This is a genomic window from Streptomyces showdoensis, from assembly GCF_039535475.1.
Classification (GTDB): domain Bacteria; phylum Actinomycetota; class Actinomycetes; order Streptomycetales; family Streptomycetaceae; genus Streptomyces; species Streptomyces showdoensis.
The window spans coordinates 107,245-130,881 of record NZ_BAAAXG010000028.1 but is presented as its reverse complement, the minus strand read 5'-3'; the positions used below and the strand labels follow the sequence as shown (position 1 = coordinate 130,881).

Here is a 23,637-nt window from a genome sequence, read left to right as displayed (position 1 = left end):
AATTAACCGATCATCCGGCGAGCAATCGCCTCCGGCACTCCGCCACGTCGAAGTCGCCCTTCGGGTACTGCGGGTCCAGCTCCGCCAGGTGCTCCCCGAGCAGGGTGCTGATCGCCCAGTTGCGGTACCACTTGCGGTCGGCCGGGACCAGGTACCAGGGCGCCGCCCCCGTCGCGCAGCGTTGCAGGGCGATCTCGTACGCCTCCTGGTACGCCGGCCACAACGCGCGCTCCTCGATGTCGCCCGGGTTGAACTTCCAGTGCTTCTCCGGGTTGTCCAGGCGCTCCAGGAGCCGGTCGCGCTGCTCCTCGTACGACAGGTGGAGGAAGACCTTCACGACCGTGACGCCGTCCTCGGCCAGCGCCTTCTCGAACGCCTCGATCTCGCCGTAGCGCTCCTCCAGCTCCGCCGGCGGGGCCAGTGAGCGGACCCGGGCGATGAGGACGTCCTCGTAGTGCGAACGGTCGAAGATGCCGATCTCGCCCGGCTGCGGGAGCGCCTTGGTGACGCGCCAGAGGAAGGGGTGGCTCCGTTCCTCCGCCGTCGGGGCCTTGAAGGCCTGGATGCGGCAGCCCGACGGATTGAAGAGGCCGATCACGTGCTTGACCGTGCCGCCCTTCCCGCTCGTGTCCATGCCCTGGAGGACGAGCAGCAGCCGCCTGCGGTCGCCCGCCGTGCTCGCCGCGTACAGGCGTTCCTGCAGTCCGGCCAGGCCGGGGCCGAGCGCCGCCGTGGCGGCCAGGCCGGCCGCCTTGCCCCCGGGGCCGCCGGGGGTCGCGGCCGCGTCGTACGCGGAGAGGTCGATCCGCTCGCCCACGGGGAGCCGCAGCAGCTCGCGCAGCCCTCCGCCGGGGAGGGCGGTCCCGTTCCGGTCGCCGTCCTTCCGGGCTTCCCTCCGCCCGCCCTTCCGGGCTTCCCTCTTCGCCACGTCGGCCCCTTCCCGTCCGTTCGATCAGCGCGCCTTCACCGATCGTGCGCGTCCAGCGCCGGGGCCACCACCGCGAACGCCCGATCGAGCAGGACCGTCGGGTCCTCCGCCGCCCCGCTCTCGCTCCACCGCTGCAGCGCCGTCCGGAACGCGACCAGCGCGGTGCCGGCGGCCAGGCGCGGGTACAGGTCCGCCGGCGCGGCGCGGCCCTCGCGGCGGGCCAGCTCCTCCGCGAGCGTCTCCTGCCAGGCGGCCTGCCGCTCCAGGAAGCGGGCGAGCAGGGCGGGCGTGCCGAGGATCAGCCGGACCACGTTCAGCGCCCGGGCCGCGTGGTCCGGGTGCGCGTGGGTGCAGGCCAGCAGCGGGACCGCGACGGCGTGGCGCAGCGACAGGGACGCCGGCTCCGCCGCCGGGCGGCCCGCCAGCGCCGCGTGGATGTCGCTGCCCATGCCCGACAGGAACTGGACGACCACGTCCTCCTTGGACGCGAAGTAGCGGAAGAAGGTCCGCTTCGAGACCCCGGCGGCGGCCGCGATCTCGTCCACCGTGACCGCGTCGAAGCCCTTCTGGGCCAGGAGCTGGAGCGCCGATTCGGTGAGTTCGCCGGCGACGAGCAGGCGCTTGCGTTCCGCCAGGCTGACGGTCGGTTCGGTGGGCATGGGCCCCATCGTAGCCCGCGGTGTCACTCGGGGAACAGCTTGACACCGAGTGACACCAGAGGCAGCGTGTGACACATGACAGAGCAGCGGCGCTGGAACGCCGACCTCATCCCCGACCTGACCGGACGCGTCTTCGTGGTCACCGGGGCCAACAGCGGGCTCGGCCTCGCGACCACCCGGGAGCTCGCCCGGCGCGGCGGGCACGTGGTCCTCGCCGTCCGCGACGAGCGCAAGGGGCGGGCCGCCGCCGACGACGTCCTCCGGGCCCACCCGGGCGCCCTCCTCGACGTCCGCCGGCTCGACCTGGCCGACCTCGACTCCGTACGGGACTTCGCGGGCGGGCTGCGCGCCGAGCACCCGCGCATCGACGTCCTCGTCAACAACGCCGGTGTGATGGCCCCGCCCCGCACCCTCAGCGCCCAGGGCCACGAGCTGCAGTTCGCCGCCAACCACCTCGGCCACTTCGCCCTCACCGGACTGCTGCTCGACCGCCTCGCGGCCGGCCGCGACCCCCGGGTCGTCACGGTCAGCTCGCTGGAGCACCGCAGGGGGCGGATCGACTTCGACGACATCGACGGTGCGCGCCGCTACTCGCCCATGGGCGCCTACCGGCAGGCCAAGCTGGCCAACGCCGTCTTCGGCCGCGAACTCCAGGAGCGCCTGACGGCCGCGGGAAGCCCCGTGCGCAGCCTCCTCGCCCACCCCGGCTACACCGCCACCAACCTGCAGAAGGACACCCCGGTCGCCGTCGTCCGGCTGGTCTTCGGCCGGGTCCTCGGCCCGCTGCTCGCCCAGCGCCCGGAGACCGGGGCGCTCTCCCAGCTGTACGCGGCGACCGCACCGGACGCCGAGGGCGGCGCCTTCTACGGGCCGGACGGCCCGGGCGAGCTGCGCGGGGCGCCGCGGCGGGTCGCCCTCGCGCCGGCGGCGGCCGATCCGGGGACCGGCCGCCGCCTGTGGGAGCTCTCCGAGCGGCTCACCGAGGTCGTGTACGGGCGCTCCTGATCAGCGCCGGGGGCTCAGCGCCAGGGGCCCGTCACCGCGAACGTGGTGCCCGGGGTGTAGCAGTTGACGTACATGGTGCGGCCGTCCGGCGAGAAGGTCACGCCCGCGAACTCGCCCCACTCCGGGGCGTCCGGGGTGCCGATGTTCTGCGCACCGCGGGCGACCGCGTACACCTCGCCCTTCCGGTTCACGCCGTAGACGTGCTGGGCCCCGTCGCCGTCCTCGCAGACCATCAGGCCGCCGGACGGCGTCAGGCAGATGTTGTCCGGCGACTCGCCCGGCAGCTGGATGTCGGTGTCCGGGCCGAAGACCACCACCAGGGTGAGGCGGCGGCGGTGCGGCTCGTACTTCCACACCTGGCCGAAGTGGGTGGCGCCGGAGCCGTCCTTGGCGCGCGCGAAGGAGGACACGAAGTACACGGACCCGGGACCTCCGGCGCGCCCCGCACCCCAGTAGCAGCCCTCCAGCTTCTGCGCGTGGGTGATGCCCCGGGGCCCGAAGTCCTGGAGCCTGATGGGGGTCGTGGCGGCCGACGGGTCGGGCACCGGCACCCACTCCACGCCCTCGAAGCGGGCCCCGGTCTCCTGGATCACCGACAGGTCCGGCACCCCCGGCACCCGCATCGCCTCCAGTGCGCCGCCCGCGCGCAGCGAACCGGTGCCGCCGAGCGGCTTCGCGGGCAGGAAGCGGTAGAAGAGGCCGAAGGGGTGCTGGAAGGCGTCCTCCGTCTCGTAGACGATCCCGCTCCTCGGGTCGACGGCGACCGCCTCGTGCTGGAAGCGGCCCATCGCGGTGAGCGGGACGGCGCCGGTGCGGCGCGGGTCGGCGCCGTCGACCTCGAAGACGAAGCCGTGGTCCTTGGTGTAGCCGTTGGTCCCGGCCCGGTCCTCGGTCTCCTCGCAGGTGAGCCAGGTGTTCCAAGGGGTGGGCCCGCCCGCGCAGTTGACGGCGGTGCCGGCGACGGCGACCCGCTCGCCGAGGACCCGGTTGCGGCCGTCGAGTTCGAGCGCCGTGCAGCCGCCCTTGGCGGCCGGGTCGTAGGTGAGGCCCTCGACGGTGGGCACCCCGATCTTCCCGGTGACCCGGTTCTCGTGGTTCCGGACCAGGTGCACCCGGCCGCGGCGCCCCGGGAAGGCGGCCATGCCGTCGTGGTTGCTCGGGACGAGGCCCTCGCCGGAGCGGAGCGGGTCGCCCTGCCGGGAGAGGACCGTGTACGAGAAGCCGGCCGGGAGGTCGAGCAGGCCGGCCGGGTCGGGGAGCAGCGGGCCGTACCCGGCGTGGCCGCCGAGCGCGGCGGCGGAGGCGCTGCCGGCGAAGAGTTCGGAGACGGCGCCGGTGAAGACGATTCCCGCGGCGAGGATCTGACGTCGTGTTGCGGACATGAGGCAACCCACTTCCTGTTGGCGGACAGGGGGTGTGACGTGTGACCCGCACGTGTGTACCACGCGGTGGGGTGACAGGTGAACCGTGCGGGCCCCCACGGCCTCATGTGACGAGCGAGGTCAGAGCAGCTCGGCCGTCAGCGTGATCGTCGTGCCCGTCAGCGCCTGGCTCACCGGGCAGTTCTTCTTGGCCTCCTCGGCGAGGGCCTTGAACTGGTCGGCGTCCAGGCCCGGCACCTCGCCGCGCACGGTCAGGTGGATGCCGGTGATGCCCTGGCCGGGCTGGAAGGTGACGTCCGCCTTGGTCTCCAGGCGGACCGGCGGGTTGCCGGCCTTGGCCAGGCCGTTGGAGAAGGCCATCGAGAAGCAGGACGAGTGCGCGGCGGCGATGAGCTCCTCGGGACTGGTCTTCCCGTTGGGCTCCTCGGACCGGGCCGGCCAGGAGACCTCGTAGGAACCGATGCCGGAGGAGTCGAGCGTGACGACGCCCTTGCCCTTGAGGAGGTCGCCCTCCCAGACGGTGTGGGCGTGACGCACGGTGGCCATGGTGAATCCCTTTCGATCGGGTACGGCCCCCAAGCTACTGCGCGACCAGCCCCTTGGCGTCCCGGGCGAGCGCGGTGAGCCGGGAGATCGCCCGGAAGTACTTCTTCTTGTACCCGCCGTTCAGCATCTCGTCGCTGAACAGCCGGTCGAAGGGCATCCCGGAGGCGAGCACCGGTATCTCGCGGTCGTAGAGCCGGTCGGCGAGGACCACGAGCCGCAGCGCGGTCGACTGGTCCGGGACCGGCTGCACGTCGGTGAGGCAGACGGCCGCGAGGTCGTCGGTCAGCGCGCCGTAGCGGCTCGGGTGCACCCTGGCCAGGTGCTCGAGCAGGTGCGGGAAGTCGTCGAGCGAGGCGCCCGGGGTGGCGTACGCCGCCTTCGCGACGACCTCGTCGGTGTACGGGGCGGGGGCCTCCGGCAGACCGCGGTGGCGGTAGTCCTCGCCGTCGATCCGCAGCGGCCGGAAGTGCGCCGACAGGCCCTGGATCTCGCGGAGGAAGTCGGCGGCGGCGAAGCGGCCCTCGCCCAGCTTGCCGGGCAGCGTGTTCGAGGTGGCGGCGAGCGCCACGCCCGCCTCGACCAGCTTGCCCAGGAGCGAGGAGACGAGGACGGTGTCGCCCGGGTCGTCCAGCTCGAACTCGTCGATGCACAGCAGCCGGTGTCCGCTGAGGGTCTGCACGGTCTGCTGGAAGCCGAGGGCGCCCACCAGGTTGGTCAGCTCCACGAAGGTGCCGAAGGCCTTGAGCGAGGGCTCGGCCGGGGTGGCGTGCCAGAGGGAGGCGAGCAGGTGGGTCTTGCCGACGCCGTAGCCGCCGTCGAGGTAGATCCCGCGCGGACCTGCCGGGGCGGCCGGCTTCTTGGAGAACCAGCGCCGCTTGCCCGCGCCGGAGGCGTGGGCGCCGCCGAGCCCCTCGGCGAAGGAGGAGAGGACCTTGACCGCGTCGATCTGGCTGGGCTGGTTGGGGTCCGGTATGTAGGTGTCGAAGCGCACGCCGTCGAACCGGGGCGGCGGCACCATCTCCGCCACGAGCCGGTCGGCGGGGACATGGGGCTCTCGGGAGCAGAGCGAGAGCGGGGCCGCTTCGGTGGAAGCCGCTTCGGTGATGGCACGGGTCGACACAGTTCCCCACTGTAAGCGCCATGTCAGACTGCGAGGATGCGACGCCTGTTCCCTGTGACGGACATGACAGCCACGGCCCCGGACAGGGAGTGGTCCCTCGACGAGCTCGCCGACGCCTACGCGTACCCCGCGGAGGCCGCCTCCGGTCCCTGGCTCCGGGCCAACATGGTCTCCTCGCTGGACGGGGCCGGCCAGCACGACGGCCGCTCCCAGCCGCTCTCCTCCGACACCGACATGCGGATCTTCGGGACCCTGCGGGCGCTGGCCGACGTGGTGGTCGTGGGGGCGGAGACGGTACGGCTCGAGGGCTACCGCCCGGCCCGCGCGCGGGAGGCCTTCGCGGCCCGCCGGGCGGCGGCGGGGCAGGGCCCGGCGCCGGTGATCGCGGTCGTGACCGCCTCCCTGGACCTCGACTTCTCGCTGCCGCTCTTCACCTCGCCGCTGGTGCCGACCCTGGTCCTGACCGGGGCGGAGGCGCCCGCGGACCGGGTGGCGGCGGCCCGCGCGGCCGGGGCCGAGGTGCTGGTCGCGGGCGAGGGGCGCGGGGTCGAGCCGGAGCGGGCGGTGGCGCTGCTCGCGGAGCGCGGGCTGCGGCGCCAGCTGACCGAGGGCGGTCCCCGGCTGCTGGGGCAGTTCGTGGCCGCCGGGGTGCTCGACGAGCTGTGCCTGAGCCTCTCGCCGACGATGACGGCGGGAGGTGCCCAGCGGATCGCCGGAGGCCCCTCCGTAGCGGTTCCGCAACGCTTCGCCGTGGCGTCGCTGCTGGAGCAGGACGGCTTCCTGTTCACCCGCTACCGTCGGATCTGACAATCGGCGGAATTTGTCGTTCCGCTTTGCTTCCGCTGGGCACACTTACTCACGCAGTCCCCGTGCGGGCACGGGGAAGGATGGTTTCCGCAGAAGGGCTCCTGAGGTGTTCACAAGCGTTCTGATGATCGAGAAGCCCCTGACGGCCGTCGACGTGGATTTCGTCACCACCCTGCACGGCGAGGAGGGCGTTTCCTTCATCGTCCTGATGCAGCCGCGCGGTGACCAGGCCGATGTACTGCTGCGTGCCATCGACGACGTGGCCATGGGCGAGCTCAAGGAAGCCGCCCACGAGGGCGACGAACCGGAGGGCAAGGATGCCCGCAAGCCGGCCGAGCAGGCCCTGGAACACTCCCTCCAGGCGCTGAGAGACGCCGGCTGCGAGGCCGTCGGGCAGGTGGTCGAGGACCACCCCCTGAACAAGATGAAGTCCGTCGTCGAGGAGGCCGAGGCCGACGAGGTGATCGTCCTGACCGCCCCGCACTACGTGGAGGAGTTCTTCCACCGCGACTGGGCCTCCCGGGCCCGCCACAAGGTCGGCGTGCCCGTCCTGAAGCTCTTCGCGCACAGCGAGTAGCCGCGCGCCGTCGGGGCGGGCGTCCCGGGACGCCCGCCCCGACGCACTAGGCTGGAGGCTTCCAGCACAGACGCACCCCGGGGAGAGATCCGCATGGCACCCGCCATCCCTGCCGCCATGGAACGGCCGCACTTCATCGGCATCGGCGGTGCCGGAATGTCGGGCATCGCGAAGATCCTCGCCCAGCGCGGCGCCAAGGTGGCCGGCAGCGACGCCAAGGAGTCCGCGACCGCCGAGTCGCTGCGCGCCCTCGGCGCCACCGTGCACATCGGCCACGCCGCCGAGCACCTCGCCGACGACGCCTCCGCCGTGGTCGTCTCCAGCGCCATCCGCGCCGACAACCCCGAGCTGGCCCGCGCCGCCGAGCTCGGCATCCCGGTCGTGCACCGCTCCGACGCGCTCGCCTCCCTCATGGACGGCCTCAGCGCCGTCGCCGTCGCGGGCACCCACGGCAAGACGACCACCACCTCGATGCTGGCCGTCGCGCTCACCGAGCTCGGCCTCGACCCCTCGTACGCCATCGGCGGCGACCTCGCGGGCCCCGGCACCAACGCCCGGCACGGCGAGGGCGGGGTCTTCGTGGCCGAGGCGGACGAAAGCGACCGCAGCTTCCAGAAGTACGACCCGCAGGTCGCGATCGTCCTCAACGTCGAGCTCGACCACCACGCGAACTACGCCTCCATGGACGAGATCTACGAGTCCTTCGAGGCCTTCGCCGCCAAGATCCGCCCCGGCGGCACCCTCGTCGTCGGCGAGCACGCCGGCGCCCGCGAGCTGGCCCGCCGGGTGGCCGGACGCGAGGGCCTGACGGTCGTCACCGTCGGCGAGTCCGAGGACTCCGAGGCCCGCATCCTCAAGATCGTCCCCAACGGGATGAAGAGCGAGGTCACGGTCGCCCTCGACGGCGTCGAGCACACCTTCACGGTCTCCGTGCCCGGCCGCCACTACGCCCACAACGCGGCCGCCGCGCTCGTCGCGGGCTCCCGCGTCGGCATCGACCCGGCCGAGCTGGCCCAGGCCCTCACCGCGTACACCGGGGTCGGCCGCCGCCTCCAGCTGAAGGGCGAGGCCGCCGGCGTCCAGGTCATCGACTCGTACGCCCACCACCCCACCGAGATGACCGCCGACCTGGAGGCCATGCGCGGCGCCGCCGGCGCCTCCCGGCTCCTGGTCGTCTTCCAGCCGCACCTCTTCTCCCGCACCCAGGAGCTGGGCCGGGAGATGGGCGAGGCCCTCGCGCTCGCCGACGGCTCCGTGGTCCTGGACATCTACCCGGCCCGCGAGGACCCGATCCCCGGCATCACCAGCGAGCTGATCGTCGCCGCGGCCCGCGCGGCCGGCGCCGACGTCACGCCCGTCCACGACAAGACCGCCGTGCCCGACGTGGTGGCGGGAATGGCGAAGCCCGGCGACCTCGTTCTCACCATGGGCGCGGGTGACGTGACGGACCTGGGTCCGCGGATCCTGGACCGCCTGGACGAGTCGGCGAAGTAGCAGAGGGAGCGAGCTCATGGCGTACGAGGTCGAGAAGACGGACGCGGAATGGCAGGCCGAGCTGACTCCGTCGGAGTACCAGGTGCTCCGGCTGGCCGGCACCGAGCCCGCGTTCCGTGGTGAGTACACGGACACGAGGACCAAGGGCGTCTACTCCTGCCGGGCCTGCGGCGCCGAGCTCTTCACGTCCACCGAGAAGTTCGAGTCGCACTGCGGCTGGCCGTCCTTCTACGACCCGAAGGACAGCTCCGCGGTCGAGCTGGTCGCGGACACCTCCCACGGCATGGTCCGCACCGAGGTGCGCTGCGCCCGCTGCGGCTCGCACCTGGGCCACGTCTTCGAGGGCGAGGGCTACCCGACCCCGACCGACCAGCGCTACTGCATCAACTCGATCTCGCTGACGCTGGAGCCGACGGAGGGCTGAGCGGCGGCGGAGAGCGGAGCGGCAGTGGAGGGGCCCCCGGAAGGGGGCCCTTCTTCATGCGTGCTCCGGGTCCTCCGCGCACTCCGGACACAGCCCGCGGTACGTCACCTCCACCGCCGTGACCGTGAAGCCGAAGCGGTCCGTGTCCGCCAGGCCCGTCAGCGGGTCCCCCTCGGGGCGCACGTCCCGGACCGCGCCGCAGCCCGAGCACACCAGGTGCTGGTGGGACTCGTGGGCGTTCGGGTCGTAGCGCTTGGCGCGGCCGACGCTGGACACCTCCAGGACCTCGCCGAGCGAGACGAGCTCGCCCAGCGTGTTGTACACGGTCGCGCGGGAGATCTCCGGCAGTCTCGCGGTGGCGCGGGCCAGCACCTCGTCGGCGGTGAGGTGGATGTGCTCGCCGGAGAGGACCTCGGCGACCACCCGGCGCTGGGCCGTCATCCGCCAGCCGCGTCGACGGAGCCGCTCCAGAAGGTTGCTCATGATCACCAGCCCTTGCAGCGCGATTCGGCGCGAGTCAGCGCCGGTGCGGCGCGAGTAATCCGTACGGGTCCGGCTGTCGTATTGACTTGGACTGAGTCCACCATAGGATCGACTCCAGTAGTAGCCAAGAGGGTGTGCGCCGGTCACACCGACGCCTCAGCAGTTCCCGAGCTCCGTGATCCGAATGGTTCGGAAGGAAAGACCGATGTCTGAGCAGAAGCACGATCCGCTTGTCACCGAGGACGAGGCGGCGGCACAGGGTACGGGCGGCTGCCCGGTCGTCCACGGCCGCGCCGCGCACCCCACGCAGGGTGGTGGGAACAGGCAGTGGTGGCCGGAGCGCCTCAACCTGAAGATCCTCGCCAAGAACCCCGCCGTGGCGAACCCGCTCGGTGAGGAGTTCGACTACGCGGCGGCCTTCCAGGGCCTGGACCTCGCCGCCGTGAAGCAGGACATCGCCGAGGTGCTCACCACCTCGAAGGAGTGGTGGCCCGCCGACTTCGGCAACTACGGCCCGCTCATGATCCGGATGGCCTGGCACAGCGCCGGCACCTACCGCATCAGCGACGGCCGCGGCGGCGCCGGCGGCGGTCAGCAGCGCTTCGCCCCGCTGAACAGCTGGCCGGACAACGCGAGCCTGGACAAGGCCCGCCGCCTGCTGTGGCCGGTCAAGAAGAAGTACGGCAAGGCCATCTCCTGGGCCGACCTGATGGTGCTCACCGGCAACGTCGCCCTGGAGACCATGGGCTTCGAGACCTTCGGCTTCGGCGGCGGCCGCGTCGACGAGTGGGAGCCGGACGAGGACGTCTACTGGGGCCCCGAGACCGAGTGGCTCGGCGACGAGCGCTACACCGGCGACCGCGAGCTGGAGAACCCGCTCGCCGCCGTCCAGATGGGCCTCATCTACGTCAACCCCGAGGGCCCCAACGGCAACCCGGACCCGATCGCCGCCGCCCGCGACATCCGCGAGACCTTCGCGCGCATGGCGATGAACGACGAGGAGACCGTCGCCCTCATCGCCGGTGGCCACACCTTCGGCAAGACCCACGGCGCCGGCCCCGCCGACCACGTGGGCGCCGACCCGGAGGCCGCGCCCATCGAGCAGCTCGGCCTCGGCTGGAAGAGCTCCTACGGCACCGGCGTCGGCAAGGACGCGATCACGTCCGGCCTCGAGGTCACCTGGACCGAGACGCCCACCCAGTGGGGCAACGGGTTCTTCAAGAACCTCTTCGAGTACGAGTACGAGCTCTCCAAGAGCCCGGCGGGCGCCCACCAGTGGGTCGCGAAGAACGCCGAGGCGGTCATCCCCGACGCCTTCGACGCGTCGAAGAAGCACCTGCCGACGATGCTCACCACCGACCTGTCGCTCAAGCTCGACCCGATCTACGGGCCGATCTCGCGCCGCTTCTACGAGAACCCCGACCAGTTCGCGGACGCCTTCGCCCGCGCCTGGTACAAGCTCACCCACCGTGACATGGGCCCCGTCGTGCGCTACCTCGGCCCCGAGGTCCCGAGCGAGGAGCTGCTCTGGCAGGACCCGCTGCCGGCGCGCCAGGGCGAGCTGCTCGACGCCGCGGACGTCGCCTCCCTCAAGGAGAAGATCCTCGGCTCCGACCTGACGGTGACCCAGCTGGTCTCCGCCGCCTGGGCCGCCGCCTCCTCCTTCCGGGGCAGCGACAAGCGCGGCGGCGCCAACGGCGGCCGCATCCGCCTGGAGCCGCAGCGCAACTGGCAGGCCAACAACCCGGACGAGCTGGCCCAGGTGCTGCGTGTCCTGGAGGGCGTCCAGTCCTCCTTCAACGCGGCCGGCGGCAAGCAGGTCTCGATCGCCGACCTCGTGGTCCTCGCGGGCGGCGCGGCCGTCGAGAAGGCCGCCAAGGACGCCGGCTTCGCCGTCGAGGTCCCGTTCTCCCCGGGCCGCGTCGACGCCTCCCAGGAGCAGACGGACGTCGAGTCCTTCGCCGCCCTGGAGCCCCAGGCGGACGGCTTCCGCAACCACCTCGGCAAGGGCCAGCGCCTGCCCGCCGAGTACCTGCTCGTCGACAAGGCGAACCTGCTCACGCTGTCCGCCCCGGAGATGACGGTGCTCGTCGGCGGTCTGCGCGTCCTGGGCGTCACCCAGCCGCAGTCCTCCCTCGGCGTCCTCACCGAGACCCCGGGCAAGCTGACGAACGACTTCTTCGTCAACCTGCTCGACCTGGACACCGAGTGGCAGTCCACCTCCGACGACCAGACCACCTTCGAGGCCCGCGACGCCTCCGGCGCGGTCAAGTGGACCGGCACCCGTGCCGACCTGGTCTTCGGCGCCAACGCCGAGCTGCGCGCGGTCGCCGAGGTGTACGCCTCCGACGACGCCGGCCAGAAGTTCGTGACGGACTTCGTCGCGGCCTGGGCGAAGGTCATGGACCTGGACCGCTTCGACCTGCGCTGACCCTCCCGGTCACCGCGACCGCAGCGGACGCGGAGTGACGACGGCCCCGCCCCTTCCCAGGGGCGGGGCCGTCGTCCGCTCAGCGCAGCCGGTCCGCCAGTTCCGTCAGCCAGGCGCCCGGGCCCAGGGGTTCGGGCGGGTCGACCTCCATGCCGAGCTCGATCAGGGCGAGGGCGTGGTCGGACTCGTCCAGCGGGAGGGTGAGCAGGTCCCGGAGCTCGCCGACCAGCTGGGCGACCAGGCCGGGGTCGGTGGTCGCGAGGTAGTCGGCGAGGGCCGCGTCGTGGTCGCCGAACTCCTCCGGCATGTCCTGGCCGAACCAGCCGCCCAGGAACTGGGCCAGCTCCGGGAAGCGGGCCTGCCACTCCCAGTGGGTGCGCGGGGTGGCCGGCGGCGGGGCCTGGCCGGTCTCGACGCTGGCGCGCAGCCGGTCCGCGAGGCCCCGCAGCCAGTCCTGGAGCTCCTCGTCGGGCAGGCCCACGTCCGGCACCGGGTAGTACTCGCCGAGCCGCAGCCGCAGCCGCCCCGGCGGGTTCTGGGCGTACTCCCGCAGCTGGTGCTCGGCCACGCCGATCACCCACGGGCGGGTGCGCCAGCAGTGCCGGAGGTACGCCTCCAGGGCCTCGGGGTCGTCGGCGCGGCGCCCGAGGTGGGCGCGGACGACCTGGTCCAGCTCGCCGTACTTCCGGTCGTGTTCGAGGGGCTTGAGGGGCATGCGCTGCGGCCTCCCTACAGGTCGATCGGGACGGTGGAGTGCACGGTGAAGCCGAGCGGGCTCGTCCCGCTGCGCCGCAGCACCACGCGGGCGGCACGGACCTCGACGGAGTCCCGGCCGGCCAGCGCCATCGGGTCGGTCAGCACCCGCCCGACCGGCTCGGGGCGCGAGGGCCAGGCCGCCTCGATGACGAGCCGCTGCCGGGTGGACTGGGCGAGCCAGCGGTGGATCACCTGCTCGTTGCGGGTCACCACCTGCTGGGTGGCCCACTGGGCGGTCTCCCGGTCCGGGTAGGTCGCGGCGCGGTTCCGGCGCGCGGTCATTCAGTGCTCCCGCTGCATGTGGTCGTCGACGGTGGCCGTGATCGCGAGAAGCGCCTCGCGGTCGGCCCAGGACAGGCGGGGCCGCAGCCCCTGGGCGCCGGGGAACAGGACGCGGGCCCGCTGGGCCTCGCCCGCGTACCCGGCCGCGAGTTCCGTGCAGAACGGGTGCTCGTTGCCGAGCAGGGTCCCGACGACCTCGCCGACCGGGCCGGGCTCGTCCATGAGAAGGGCGTCGAGACCGAAGAGGAGCGGAAAGGTCTCCAGGAATTCCCAGCCGTCCAGCGGGATTTCCGAGAATTCCGCCACCCCGGCCCGGTCCTGCTCCCGCAGCGCTTTCGCGAGGGCCCGGAGGAATTCCGCCGGATCCGTGTCACCGGCGGCTCGCACGGCCTTCTCGCGGAACGCGGCGGGCGCCCCGCCGAGACCGTCGGCGGCCAGCTCCAGGGCCCCGGCCGCCGCGTACGGCGAGCAGTTCCACCGCGCGACGGCGTCGCCGCGCACCAGCCGTACGTACCGCCTGAGCTCGGTGTCGAGGGAGAGGCGGCCCGCCGAGTCACGTACCGACACGGCGAGGTCGAGGAGCCGGACCACCGGCCCGTCCGAGAACATGGCACACACCTCTCTCACGGTCCCTTGTGCGGCATGGCGGTCAGCACGATGAACGGCGGGTCGAGATCGTGCTTGTAGATGAGCCGCACCTGGACCCAGTCCGGGTTCGAGGCCTGGGCGTTCATGCCGTGCGTAGTGTAATCGTCGCGCGAGACGCTCTTGCCGACCTGGTCCCCGGGGAATTGCAGATAGAGCGGGGGCTGGATCTCGGATTTGTTCGGGTCGTAGTTCGGATTGTTCTGGATCTTCTTGCGGGTGCTGTCGATCCAGTCCGCGATCCGGTTCTCGTTCGCGTCGTTGCTGATCACGGCCTGGGTGTACTTCTGCGCCGCGGCGAGGTCCGTGAAGGACGAGGCCGCCGGCGCGCCCGGCTGGTCGCGCAGCCGCATCCGCAGCTGGTCCTCGGTGAGTCCGACGTGCTTGTCGATGGGATGGCTGTCGTAGAGCCCTTCCTGGCCGGCCAGGTCGATCGGGTAGTAGAAGTCGTCCTCGTTCTGCCCGGGCACCATGAACCTGTGCTCGTGCTTGAACTCGTTGAGCGAGCGCGCCCCGAAGGCCTGCGCGCGGGCCTGCTCGGACTGGTAGGTGGGGACGGCCCGTTGGGCCTCCTCCAGGGCGGGGATCAGCTTGTCGAGCCGCGCCACCACCGCCCGGCACTCGTTCTCGTACGTCGTCACGGCCCGGTTCATCGCGGCCTGGTCGATCTCCAGGGTGATGTTGATGCCGAGGTCGCGGCCCATGGAGAGGATGCTCTTGCCGATCTTCTTGAGATCGCCCATGTCGATGCCGTCCTTGATGTGCGGCAGCGCGTCCCAGACGGCCTTCTTCCAGATCCGCCACAGCTCGTGCCGCATCTTCGACGCGGCCACGGCGAAGGCCCGCAGCGCCTGGCTGACCTCCTGGGTGGTGTCGAAGAGGACCGACATGACGGGGTGGCTGGCGCTGGTGCCGGCCGAGGTCCCGGCGCCGCCGGAGTCGTGCTTCCACTCGTACCCGGCGGTCGAGGTGCCCCAAGCCGTCGTGCCCCACAGAGAACTGGTGAACGTGCGCATGGCGGCCTGCCATTCGCCGTTGTTCGGGTCGGAGATCGAGCTGACGGCCTGGTTGAGCATGCCCTCGACCTGGCCGACGGAGAAGCCGGGCTGCAGCCAGGCGAGCGCCAGCTTGTCGATCTCCTGGTAGTCGGGCAGCGGCAGGATGTCGGCCGCCTTGCCCCAGCGGAACACGTGGTGGAGCAGCTTGCGGATGATGTCCATCGCCCAGTCGGGCACGCCCTCCAGCAGCCAGGAGATGAGGCCGCTGGAGTAGTCGTCCATGTCGCCCCACTTCAGATCCGTGATCCGGGAGTAGTGGGGCGGGCTGTCGATGACGTGGGGGAGGGGGAACTGCTGCGGCTGGGCGGTGCCGGAGGGGTGGCTCGCGGCCTCGGCCCGCGCGTAGTTGTTGGCGGTGGTGACGAAGCCGGTGGCGACACCGCCGATGCCGGCGACGGCCTTGGCCCAGGTGTCGAGGAACGCGTTGCCGACCTTCACGTACGAGGCGGAGACGGCTTCCGCCGCCGAACCGTAGCCGCCGCAGTCCATGTACTGGCTGACGGCGTGCAGGAAGTCCTTGGCGGCTTTGTCCAGGTTGCCCTGCTGGATGACGACGGTCCCGGCCACCCCGTTCAACTGGGCCGGTGTGACGTCGAATCCGGCACCCTGGGCGGGCGGAGCGGTGGGGGTGCCCATCAGGCCGCCCCCCATCCGCGCAGCACCGCGCGGTGGGCGGAACCGTAGTTGGCCTGCCCGTTGGTCACGACCGCGTGCAGCCACTTCTGGGCGGCCTGGAGGTCCTGCATCTGCCGGTCCCACTGGTCGAGTTCGTCGACGAACGCGTCCCGGGCCTCGCCGTCCCAGGCGAGCACGACCTTCTCGGTGCGCTGGTAGAGCGTCTCCAGTTTGCTGTTGAGCTGCTTCAGGATGTCTTCGAGTTCGGTGGCGAGTTCGCCGAGCGTGCCGAAGTCGACGCCTATGTGGTCATCGGACAAGAGAGCCCCCGTGCTCTTCCGTGATGCGCGATCAGATGTCCAGGATGCCGCTGCGCGGCCCGGCGGTACCTGCCTCGGGAGCCTGGAGCTTGGCGGCCTCCGCCGCCACGTCCACGGAGCTCTCCATCTTCCGCAGGCTCCGCAGGTTCTCCATCTCCTGCTCGGTGAAGCCGTCGCGGCTCAGCCGCACGGCCTGTTCGAGCACGACGAGGATTTCGCGTATGCGTACGGCGTCCTCGGACGCGGCCCGGTGCAGGGACCGGTACGCCTTGCCGGTCTCGCCCTTCCAGCCGGCCTCGATACGATCGACGATGCCGTCCATCCGCCGTACCTGGCCGTCGATATGACGCTGCATCGTGTCGAGGTCGTCGGCGAGCCTCGTCAGATCGTCTTCCGAGGTCTTCAGGTGCGCGTCGATGGTCATGGCCCCCGCCTTTCGTCGCTGTCGCAACCTTAGCAACGGGCTGCGACAGCCGTTCGAGAGGCCGGGGCCATGAGGGGAGGCGGGCGTGGGGTCAGTGCACGGACAGCCCGCCGTCCACGAACACCGCCTGCCCCGTGACGTACCCGGAGGCCCGGCTCGCCAGGAAGACGGCGGCCCCCTCGAAGTCCTCGGCGAGCCCGTTGCGCCCGACCATCGTCCGCGCCGCGAGCGCGGCGACCCGGTCCGGATCGGAGCTCAGTCGCTCGTTCAGCGGCGTCATCACGAAGCCCGGCACGAGGGTGTTGCAGGTGACCCCGTGCGGCGACCAGGCCTCGGCCTGCGAGCGCGCCAGCGACTCCAGGCCGCCCTTCGACACCCCGTACGCCCCCGACTGCACGAACGCGCGGTGCGCCTGCTGCGAGGTCACGTGGATGATCCGCCCGAACCCCCGCTCGGCCATCTTCGGCCCGAACCGCCGGCCCAGGAGGAACGGCGCCTCCAGGTTCACGGCCATCGTCGCGTCCCAGACCTCGTCGGAGAGCTCGCCCATGGGCGGACGCAGGTTGATCCCGGCCGAGTTGACCAGGATGTCCGGCTCGCCGTACACGGCCACCGCCTCCTCGGCGGCGGCCCTCACCCCCTCCCGGGTGCCGAGATCCGCGCTCACCCATGCGGCCGTGCAGCCCTCCTGCGCGAGTTCGTCGACGGCCGCCTTCAGCTCCGCCTCCCGCCGCGCCACGATCACCACGGACGCCCCCGCCCGCGCGAGCGCCCGCGCGATGGCCTTGCCGATGCCGGAGCTGCCGCCGGTGACGAGGGCGGTGCGGCCGGCGAGGGAGAACAGCTCGTCGAGGTAGCCCATCAGATGCGCCCGCAGCCCGCGAGGAACGCGCCCCAGGCGGCGGGCCCGAGGGCCAGCTGCGCGTCCTGGGGGCGCTTGGAGTCGCGGACGTGGACGGTGGTGGGGCAGGCGGCGACTTCCACGCAGTCGCCGTCTCCACTGCTGCTGTAACTGCTCTTGAACCAGGCCAGGTCTGTGTCGCTCATGTGGCTCCTCGCATCTCCCGCAACAGGCTCTGGGAGTCTTCCAGGGTAAGAGCCTGCGAGCGCATCCTGGCATATCGAATCTGAAGGATGCCGACCTCTTTCGGGTCGGAGAAGAGGAGCCCGGAGCGCTGCCCTTCCCCGTACCCGAACCAGCGCGGCTGGCGCGCCGGCTCGCCCTCCATCAGCTCGACCGCTGGGGGGTCGCGCACGGGAGCGCCGCCTCGGACGCGACCGCCCAGATCGTCGCGGAGCTCGCCGCGAACGCCGTGACCCACGGGCGGGTGCCGGGGCGGGGCCTGCGGCTGGTCGACGCGCTCGCCATCCGCGGGAGGTCCTGGCGCGGGTGCCGGTCGGGAAGACGGTGCGGGCGGAGGTGGACCTGGCGTAGGGGGGGGCGGTGCGTGTGCCCGTTCGGTCAGCAGACACTGCCCGCACGCACCTGGCCCCGGCGGCGCTCCACCGCATAGGCAGGAGGGGACGTCAGGCATCCACGCCACACCACACCGGGGACCCCATTGCGTGACCACGAGAACGCCGCGACCGAACGGGCGGCCGACGCCGTACGTGCCCCCGCGAAGCAGCGGCCGACGGGCCTGTCCGGCCTGCAGGCCGCCGCCGGGAACGCCGCGGTCGTCCAGATGCTGCGCCAGGCCGGGCACGCCTGGGCCCAGCCCGACCAGCACCAGCACTCCGCCGGCTGCGGTCACCAGCAGAACGTGCAGCGGTCCGCCGTCCACGACGTCCTGCGGACGTCCGGACGCCCCCTCGACAGCGCCACGCGCGACGAGATGGAGGCACGGCTGGGGGCGGACTTCTCCGACGTGCGCGTCCACACGGACGCGGCGGCGAAGGCGTCCGCGGCGGAGGTCGGCGCCCGCGCCTACACGTCCGGGAGTCACGTCGTGATCGGCGAGGGCGGCGGCGACAAGCACACCCTCGCCCATGAACTGACCCATGTGATCCAGCAGCGGCAGGGCCCGGTCGCCGGCTCGGACGACGGGAGCGGGCTGAAGGTGTCCGACCCCTCCGACCGCTTCGAGCGCGAGGCGGAAGCCAACGCCACCCGGGTCATGTCCGGCCCGGTGCCGTCCGAGCCCGGACACGAGCACGCGGTCCAGAAAGCGTCCGCGCCGACGGGCGGTTCCGCCCGGGCGGTGCAGCGCCTCGTCGGGTTCGAGGTCGAGGTGAGCGCGCCGAGCTACGAGTACGTCGCGCCCGACGCCCGTCTGGCGACCCACCCCGGGGTCGACGCGCAGGCCATGGGAGCGATCAACACGCTGTTCTTCGGTGGCCTGCCCTATGCGACCCAAGTCCTCGACAGAAGCGGCGACGGGTGGTCCTTGACCACCGACCACAACCCGCTCCAGCGGCACGGAAGGAACCTGTACCTCGCTATCGCGCGGGCGGGGCTCCAGCGCAATCAGAAGATCGTCTCGGATCCGTCGGGATACGTGTCGGTCAGCAACCTGGAGTACGTCAGCCATCCCCTGGACGAGATGGCGGCCGGGTCCGACCGGATGTTCACACACCAGCTGGACAGCATCAGCCAGCACATCGGCGCGATCTTCGCCGGACAGCCGCGTGTCGGGATGCAGCCCCTGCCCGGCAGCCAGTACCTCACGGGATTCCCCGACCAGGCCCTGCGGCAGTGGCTGGGCGACGACATCTACAACGCCGTGAAGGCGGAGCGCGAGGCCTTCGCCAACGCCATCGACGTGTCGCTGAGCATCCAGGCCACGGCCGGTGTGCTGCCTTCGGGGATGCCGGACCTGTACGCCACGCAGGCCACCCGGCTCGGCGCGGAGGGCGCTGCTCCCGGTGCGGTGGACGCCCTCCGGGCACGCGGGGACGCGGCGGCGGCGGTGCCCCACTACATCACGACGCTCTTCGACGACCCGGCCTTCCAGCAGCAGTTGGGCGGCATGGACGAGTTCCAGCGCAGGCAGGTCCACGGACTGCTGAGCCTCGGTCTCTCGTACGTCATCGGAAACGCCATGAACCAGACCCAGCTGTTCGGTGCGACCAGCACCACCAAGAACGCGGTCCCGCTCCTGGTCAAGCTGGAGGACCTCGCCCAGGTCCACAGCTCGGCGTTGGGCGACGCCGGGGCCGTCACCGCGTCCCCGCAGCTGATCGATCACATCGCGGACTGGTTCCACAACGCCGTTCCCCAGACCTCCACCGCCTACTGGACGCAGACGTACAAGGTGGGCATGGGCACCTCCGACAGCCGTGGTCCGATCCACGGGGACGCGAGCGATCCGAGGGCGGGCACCAGGCAGCTGCTGAGGGCGCTGTTCCGTGGCGAGACGGGCTTCGAGACCGTCAGGCCCGGCCGGCCGCTCGCCCGCCCCGACCAGCCGTCGCCGCAGATGGGAGCCCAGGCTCGTGGCCAAGGGGGTGTCCCGATGGAGTTCCGCTGGGGCGGCAAGGCCGGAAGCATCGGGGAGTTCCAGAACAAGACCCGGCAGTTCATCGAGGAGGTCCGTGCGGCCAACCTGGCGCACCTGGGCGAAGCGGAACGGAACGCTCTGCGGCAGGCGTTCTGACCGTAGGACCTTCGCGGACGGGGGGAGCGGACGCGGGACCGGACGACTGCGGAGGCGCAGAAAGGCCGCCCGCCGGCGTGTCGATGTCACATTCGGGAGGGCTCGCACGGTCCTCCTGGTGGCGGGCGCTCCATCGGGGGGCGTCCGCCCTGTGAAAGGACGGCGACTGCGATGACCACGATCCTGGTGACCGGCGGCACCGGAACCCTCGGCCGGCTCGTCACCGAGCGGCTGCGCGCGGACGGGCACGAGGTGCGGGTGCTGAGCCGGCACGCGCAGCCGTACGCCGTGGACCTCCGGGCGGGCGGGCCGGGGCTGGCCCGGGCGGTGGCGGGGGTGGACACGGTCGTGCACTGCGCGAGTTCGCCCAAGGGCGGGGACGAGGAGGCGGCCCGCCATCTGATCGAGGCGGCCCGCGCGGCCGGGGTGCGGCACCTGGTGTACATCTCGATCGTCGGGGTCGACCAGGTCCCGCTCGGCTACTACCGCAGCAAGCTCGCCGTGGAGCGGCTCGTCGAGGAGTCGGGGCTCGGCTGGACCGTGCTGCGCGCGACCCAGTTCCACGAGCTCGTGCTGCGGGTCCTTCAGGGCGCGGCGAAACTGCCCGTGATGCTGCTCCCGGCCGGCGTCTCCGACCAGCCCGTCGAGGTGGCCGAGGTGGCCGCCCGGCTCGCCGCCCTGGCCGCCGCCGCTCCCGCGGGCCGCGTCCCCGACCTCGGCGGCCCGGAGGTCCGCACCCTGCCGGACCTGGCCCGCTCCTACCTGCGGGTGAGCGGCCGCCGCCGACGGGTGGTGGAGGTGCCGCTGGCCGGCGGGGCCTACCGCGGTTTCCGGGCGGGCGGACACCTCGTACGGGAAGGAGCGGGAGAGCCGGAAGGGGGGGCACGGCAAGGTCACGTTCGAGGAGTTCCTGACCGAGCGGGCCGAGCGTGCCGGGCGGGCCGGGCGTGCCGGGCGGGCCGGGCGTGCCGGGCGGGCCGGCTGAGGCCGGGCTTCCGCGCGGGGATGAGGCCGGCCGTGCCGGTCGGCGCTCCGGTGCGGCCGCTCGTGACCACGGTGGTGCCGGGTTCGGCGGAGGGCCTGGCACAGCGCATGGCCGACCTGACGAGGCGGCGGCGCGGATGCTGGTGGAAAACCGTTGGTGACGCGCGGCGGGCGTTGTTAGCTTGGCGGTGACCGTGTGAGGAAAACGAGGAGGTGGTACCCGTGATCGCAGTATCGACGTGGGTGCTCCCCTCCGGGGTCACGGTCGGGCGATAGGCAGGTCGTCCGGGAGCGCCGTTCATGAGCTCCCGAAAGGCACGACCATGCGTCTCACCTCCGAGCAGCGCCTCGACGACGGCGTCCTCGAAAGCGAATTCACCCTCGGCGAGATTCCCGGCACCCTCTGGACGCCCGGATCCGCCGCACCCGTCCCGCTGGTCCTGATGGCCCACAACAACGGGCTGCCCAGGAAGGACCCCCGGCTGGTGGCCCGCGCCCGGCACACCGCCGCGGCCGGGTACGCGGTGGCCACCATCGACGCCGCCGGGTGCGGCGACCGGCCCCGTTCCGCCGCCGACGAGCGGATCCGGGCCGAGCTGCGCCGGGCGGTGCAGGCCGGCGAGCCGGTCGACGAGATCTTGGAGTCGCTCGTCGGCCCGCTGGTCGAGAGGGCGGTCCCGGAATGGCGGACCGCCCTGGACGCCCTCCTCGCGCTGCCCGGCATCGGCGGCCCGGTCGGCTACTCGGGGTGGGCCGCCCTCGGCATCCGCCTCGCCGTGGCCGAGCCGCGCATCGCGGCCGCCGGGTTCTTCGCCGGGGGGTACGTGCCCCACGCCCAGCGCGAAGAGGCCCGGCAGGTCACCGTTCCGCTGCTGTTCCTGCTGCAGTGGGACGACGAGGGGAACCCCCGGCAGCGGGCCCTGGACCTGTTCGACGCCTTCGGCAGCGAACGGAAGACCCTGCACGCGAACCTCGGCGGGCACGTCGGCACCCCCTGGTTCGAGGTGGAGGACGGCTGCCGGTTCTACGACCGGCACCTGAGGTGAGCCCGGGCCCCGGGCCCCGGCCCCCTTCCTGACCACCACAGTGCCGAACGCCGCCTCCGCGCGGGACTCGCCGAGGGGACCCTCGCGCGGGCGACGGGGCGGGGGTCACGGGGGTGGCCGCATACGGCGTTGTTACGGTCGTCCCATGGGGATCTGGGACGAGGGCCGCGTCCGCGCCCGGCTGCGCGAGATGGCCGCACGGGACCCGGGGCGGGAGCGCTTCGGGGCCGACACGCACGGGTACGTGCTGGCGCCCCCGCTGCCGGAGGCGGAGATCCGGGCGTTCGAGGAGGCGCACGGCATCGAGCTGCCGCCCGAGTACCGCTCCTTCGTCGCGGAGGTGGGCGACGGCCCCGCCGGGCCCTGCCACGGGCTGATGCCGCTCACCGCGCCCCGGCCCGAGGCCGACGAGGAGTGGGCCGTGGACGCCGAGTGGGCGCTCGACCGCGGGCCGGGCCGGCTCGCCGCCCCGTTCCCCCTCGACGGACCCCGCCCCGGCCGGATCGGAGCAGAGGCGGCGAACGCGCTGACCCCGGGCACCCTCATGCTCGCCGAACAGGGCTGCGGCATGTTCGTCCGGCTGGTCCTGAACGGCCCGCACGCCGGCGAGGTCTGGCAACTCGATCCGGACTGGGGCGGTTTCACCCCGCTCGGCCTGGGTCCGGGGCGGGGCTCCGGCCCGGGCCCAGGCTCCGGCCCGGGCCCCGGCTCCGGCCCGGGCCCGGGTCCTGCCCCGGGTCCTGGCCCCGGTGGCGCGGGCTCCGGCCCCGGCTCAAGTCCCAGCCCCGGCCCCGGCCGCAGCCCCGGCCCCGGCCCCAGCCCCGGCTTCCGTGACTGGTACGTCCGGTGGCTGGAGCTCCCGTGGCCGCGCGTCACACCGCCCCCAGCGCCTCCGTCGGCGTCAGCCGGGCCGCGCGGCCCGCCGGGTAGAGGCCCGCCGCCGTGCCGATCAGGGCCGCCGCCGTCACGCCCGCCAGCAGGATGTCCACCGGCAGTACCAGCGGCCAGCCCTGAGACAGCGACCAGCCCGCCGTGACCAGCGCGCCCAGCGCCACGCCGGCCGTGCCGCCCGCGCCCGAGAGCGCCACGGACTCAGTCAGGAACTGGAGGCGGATCTGGCCCCGGCCCGCACCCAGCGAGCGGCGCAGGCCGATCTCCGGGCGGCGTTCGAGGACGGAGATGACCATCGTGTTGGCCACCCCGACGCCGCCGACGAGCAGCGCGACCGCACCCAGCCCGAGGAAGAGCGACGTGAACGCGGACTTCGCCGCCAGCTGCGCCTCCAGCGCGTCGGACGGGCGGCTGACCTTGACGTCCTGCGGGCTCTCCGGGTTCGCCGTCGCCGCCAGGACCGCGCGGACCGCCTCCACCGACTCGTCGGGGGAACGCTCGTACACCGTCGTCGGATGTCCCTCGAAGCCGAACAGGGTGCCCGCCGCCTCCCAGCCGATCAGGGCCGAGCGGTCGATCTCCGGCGCCAGGGCCACCGGGTCGAGGAGCCCGGTGACGGTGAACCACCGTTCTCCCAGATAGACCTGACGGCCCGTCCGGTCGATGCCGAGGCGCTGGGCGGCCACCGAGCCCAGGACCACCGCCGGGTAGCGTCCGGTGGCCCCGTTGAGGAACTCGCCCTCCCGTACCGTGCCGCCGATCGTGCCGAGCAGATCGGTGCGGGCCGCGCTGACGCCGATCCCGCCGCCGGCGAGAGGGTCGATGCGGTCGGTGCGGCGCACCGTCACGCCCGGGAGCGCGCCGGTCGCGGTCACCGACTGCACCGGGCCGATGCGGCGGACCATCTCGACCGCGTCCTTCGGCAGCCGCGCCTCGTCGCCGAACAGGTCCCGGCCGGGGGAGACCGTCAGCAGGTTGGTGCCGAGCCTGCTGATCCGGTTCATCAGCTCGGCCTGGCCCGCGTTGCTGATGCCGAGGACCGCCACCATCGCGGCGATCCCGATCGCGATGCCCAGGGCCGACAGCACCGCCCGGGTGGGCCGGGCCCGCATTCCCACCAGGCCCACGCGCAGGACGTCGGCCGGCGGCATCCGGGCGGGGCGG

At 72.6% G+C, this 23,637-nt stretch carries 23 protein-coding genes and 4 pseudogenes; 11 read left to right on the top strand and 16 right to left on the bottom strand.

The features are described 5' to 3' along the window. Positions 1-10 precede the first annotated feature (10 nt). Positions 11-928 carry a PPK2 family polyphosphate kinase gene (locus ABD981_RS35425; RefSeq protein ID WP_046908323.1) on the bottom strand — a complete coding sequence of 306 codons (918 nt, stop codon included), beginning with the start codon at positions 926-928 and terminating at the stop codon, positions 11-13. 35 nt (positions 929-963) lie between these two features. After that, a complete protein-coding gene (locus ABD981_RS35420; RefSeq protein ID WP_046908324.1) occupies positions 964-1,596 on the bottom strand; it encodes a TetR family transcriptional regulator in 633 nt (210 codons plus the stop codon). A 66-nt stretch (positions 1,597-1,662) separates the two neighbouring features. Here ABD981_RS35420 and ABD981_RS35415 point away from each other — a divergent pair, with 66 nt between their 5' ends. After that, positions 1,663-2,592 (top strand): oxidoreductase, encoded by a 930-nt coding sequence (locus ABD981_RS35415; RefSeq protein ID WP_046908325.1) that lies wholly within the window; start codon positions 1,663-1,665, stop codon positions 2,590-2,592. A 14-nt stretch (positions 2,593-2,606) separates the two neighbouring features. On the opposite strand, the gene ABD981_RS35410 is transcribed toward ABD981_RS35415, so the two are convergent. The 3 genes from ABD981_RS35410 to zapE all read right to left on the bottom strand — a co-directional run bounded on the left by ABD981_RS35410 (position 2,607) and on the right by zapE (position 5,640). Beyond that, on the bottom strand, positions 2,607-3,974 hold the full coding sequence (locus tag ABD981_RS35410; RefSeq protein ID WP_046908326.1) for an alkaline phosphatase PhoX: 1,368 nt from the start codon (positions 3,972-3,974) through the stop codon (positions 2,607-2,609). Positions 3,975-4,094: 120 nt separating this feature from the next. Then, positions 4,095-4,520: an OsmC family protein gene (locus ABD981_RS35405; protein ID WP_046908327.1), complete on the bottom strand. Its 426-nt coding sequence runs from the start codon at positions 4,518-4,520 to the stop codon at positions 4,095-4,097. 34 nt (positions 4,521-4,554) lie between these two features. Then, positions 4,555-5,640 (bottom strand): cell division protein ZapE, encoded by a 1,086-nt coding sequence (zapE, locus tag ABD981_RS35400; protein WP_046908328.1) that lies wholly within the window; start codon positions 5,638-5,640, stop codon positions 4,555-4,557. Between the two features lie 36 nt (positions 5,641-5,676). Here zapE and ABD981_RS35395 point away from each other — a divergent pair, with 36 nt between their 5' ends. The 4 genes from ABD981_RS35395 to msrB all read left to right on the top strand — a co-directional run bounded on the left by ABD981_RS35395 (position 5,677) and on the right by msrB (position 8,942). After that, on the top strand, positions 5,677-6,447 hold the full coding sequence (locus tag ABD981_RS35395) for a pyrimidine reductase family protein (RefSeq protein ID WP_046908329.1): 771 nt from the start codon (positions 5,677-5,679) through the stop codon (positions 6,445-6,447). Positions 6,448-6,553: 106 nt separating this feature from the next. Continuing rightward, the gene (locus ABD981_RS35390) at positions 6,554-7,024 is read left to right on the top strand and encodes a hypothetical protein (RefSeq protein ID WP_046908330.1); all 471 of its coding nucleotides are present in this window, start codon (positions 6,554-6,556) and stop codon (positions 7,022-7,024) included. 93 nt (positions 7,025-7,117) lie between these two features. Then, positions 7,118-8,518 carry a UDP-N-acetylmuramate--L-alanine ligase gene (murC, locus tag ABD981_RS35385; protein ID WP_046908331.1) on the top strand — a complete coding sequence of 467 codons (1,401 nt, stop codon included), beginning with the start codon at positions 7,118-7,120 and terminating at the stop codon, positions 8,516-8,518. Positions 8,519-8,534: 16 nt separating this feature from the next. Next, the gene (gene msrB, locus ABD981_RS35380) at positions 8,535-8,942 is read left to right on the top strand and encodes a peptide-methionine (R)-S-oxide reductase MsrB (RefSeq protein ID WP_046908332.1); all 408 of its coding nucleotides are present in this window, start codon (positions 8,535-8,537) and stop codon (positions 8,940-8,942) included. A gap of 54 nt (positions 8,943-8,996) precedes the next feature. Here the strand turns inward: msrB and ABD981_RS35375 are convergent, their stop codons facing one another. Further along, positions 8,997-9,425, bottom strand: coding sequence for a Fur family transcriptional regulator (locus tag ABD981_RS35375; RefSeq protein WP_046908403.1), 429 nt, complete (start codon positions 9,423-9,425; stop codon positions 8,997-8,999). A gap of 205 nt (positions 9,426-9,630) precedes the next feature. Here ABD981_RS35375 and katG point away from each other — a divergent pair, with 205 nt between their 5' ends. Next, positions 9,631-11,856, top strand: coding sequence for a catalase/peroxidase HPI (gene katG, locus ABD981_RS35370; protein WP_046908333.1), 2,226 nt, complete (start codon positions 9,631-9,633; stop codon positions 11,854-11,856). A 79-nt stretch (positions 11,857-11,935) separates the two neighbouring features. On the opposite strand, the gene ABD981_RS35365 is transcribed toward katG, so the two are convergent. The 9 genes and pseudogenes from ABD981_RS35365 to ABD981_RS35325 form a co-directional block, all read right to left on the bottom strand. Continuing rightward, entirely contained in the window at positions 11,936-12,571 is a 636-nt protein-coding gene (locus tag ABD981_RS35365; protein WP_046908334.1) for a contact-dependent growth inhibition system immunity protein, read from the bottom strand. Between the two features lie 14 nt (positions 12,572-12,585). Further along, on the bottom strand, positions 12,586-12,894 hold the full coding sequence (locus tag ABD981_RS35360) for an RNase A-like domain-containing protein (protein ID WP_046908335.1): 309 nt from the start codon (positions 12,892-12,894) through the stop codon (positions 12,586-12,588). Next, positions 12,895-13,503: a hypothetical protein gene (locus ABD981_RS35355; protein ID WP_046908336.1), complete on the bottom strand. Its 609-nt coding sequence runs from the start codon at positions 13,501-13,503 to the stop codon at positions 12,895-12,897. Positions 13,504-13,517: 14 nt separating this feature from the next. Further along, complete coding sequence (locus tag ABD981_RS35350) at positions 13,518-15,233, bottom strand: RNase A-like domain-containing protein (RefSeq protein ID WP_131723874.1); 1,716 nt, start codon at positions 15,231-15,233, stop codon at positions 13,518-13,520. Next, positions 15,233-15,532, bottom strand: a complete 300-nt coding sequence (locus ABD981_RS35345) for a WXG100 family type VII secretion target (protein WP_046908337.1) — start codon at positions 15,530-15,532, stop codon at positions 15,233-15,235. Before ABD981_RS35345 ends, ABD981_RS35350 begins: the two co-directional genes overlap by 1 nt. Before the next feature lie 31 nt (positions 15,533-15,563). Next, entirely contained in the window at positions 15,564-15,956 is a 393-nt protein-coding gene (locus tag ABD981_RS35340; protein ID WP_046908338.1) for a WXG100 family type VII secretion target, read from the bottom strand. A gap of 91 nt (positions 15,957-16,047) precedes the next feature. Further along, a complete protein-coding gene (locus ABD981_RS35335) occupies positions 16,048-16,818 on the bottom strand; it encodes an SDR family NAD(P)-dependent oxidoreductase (RefSeq protein ID WP_046908339.1) in 771 nt (256 codons plus the stop codon). After that, on the bottom strand, positions 16,818-17,003 hold the full coding sequence (locus tag ABD981_RS35330) for a DUF397 domain-containing protein (protein ID WP_046908340.1): 186 nt from the start codon (positions 17,001-17,003) through the stop codon (positions 16,818-16,820). Before ABD981_RS35330 ends, ABD981_RS35335 begins: the two co-directional genes overlap by 1 nt. Next, positions 17,000-17,158 (bottom strand): annotated as a pseudogene (locus ABD981_RS35325) (transcriptional regulator); the annotation flags it as partial. The gene ABD981_RS35330 and the pseudogene ABD981_RS35325, both read right to left, overlap by 4 nt. Between ABD981_RS35325 and ABD981_RS35320 the strand changes: the two are divergent. The 5 genes and pseudogenes from ABD981_RS35320 to ABD981_RS35300 all read left to right on the top strand — a co-directional run. Further along, positions 17,132-17,391: pseudogene (locus ABD981_RS35320) on the top strand (hypothetical protein). The pseudogenes ABD981_RS35325 and ABD981_RS35320 overlap by 27 nt on opposite strands. A 127-nt stretch (positions 17,392-17,518) precedes the next feature. Continuing rightward, the gene (locus ABD981_RS35315) at positions 17,519-19,552 is read left to right on the top strand and encodes an eCIS core domain-containing protein (protein ID WP_240495261.1); all 2,034 of its coding nucleotides are present in this window, start codon (positions 17,519-17,521) and stop codon (positions 19,550-19,552) included. 171 nt (positions 19,553-19,723) lie between these two features. Continuing rightward, positions 19,724-20,537 (top strand): annotated as a pseudogene (locus ABD981_RS35310) (SDR family oxidoreductase). A 322-nt stretch (positions 20,538-20,859) separates the two neighbouring features. After that, the gene (locus tag ABD981_RS35305; RefSeq protein WP_046908343.1) at positions 20,860-21,582 is read left to right on the top strand and encodes a dienelactone hydrolase family protein; all 723 of its coding nucleotides are present in this window, start codon (positions 20,860-20,862) and stop codon (positions 21,580-21,582) included. Positions 21,583-21,727: 145 nt separating this feature from the next. Further along, positions 21,728-22,186: pseudogene (locus ABD981_RS35300) on the top strand (SMI1/KNR4 family protein); the annotation flags it as partial. A gap of 268 nt (positions 22,187-22,454) precedes the next feature. Here the strand turns inward: ABD981_RS35300 and ABD981_RS35295 are convergent. Then, positions 22,455-23,624 carry an ABC transporter permease gene (locus ABD981_RS35295; protein WP_123954546.1) on the bottom strand — a complete coding sequence of 390 codons (1,170 nt, stop codon included), beginning with the start codon at positions 23,622-23,624 and terminating at the stop codon, positions 22,455-22,457. Between the last annotated feature and the right edge of the window lie 13 nt (positions 23,625-23,637).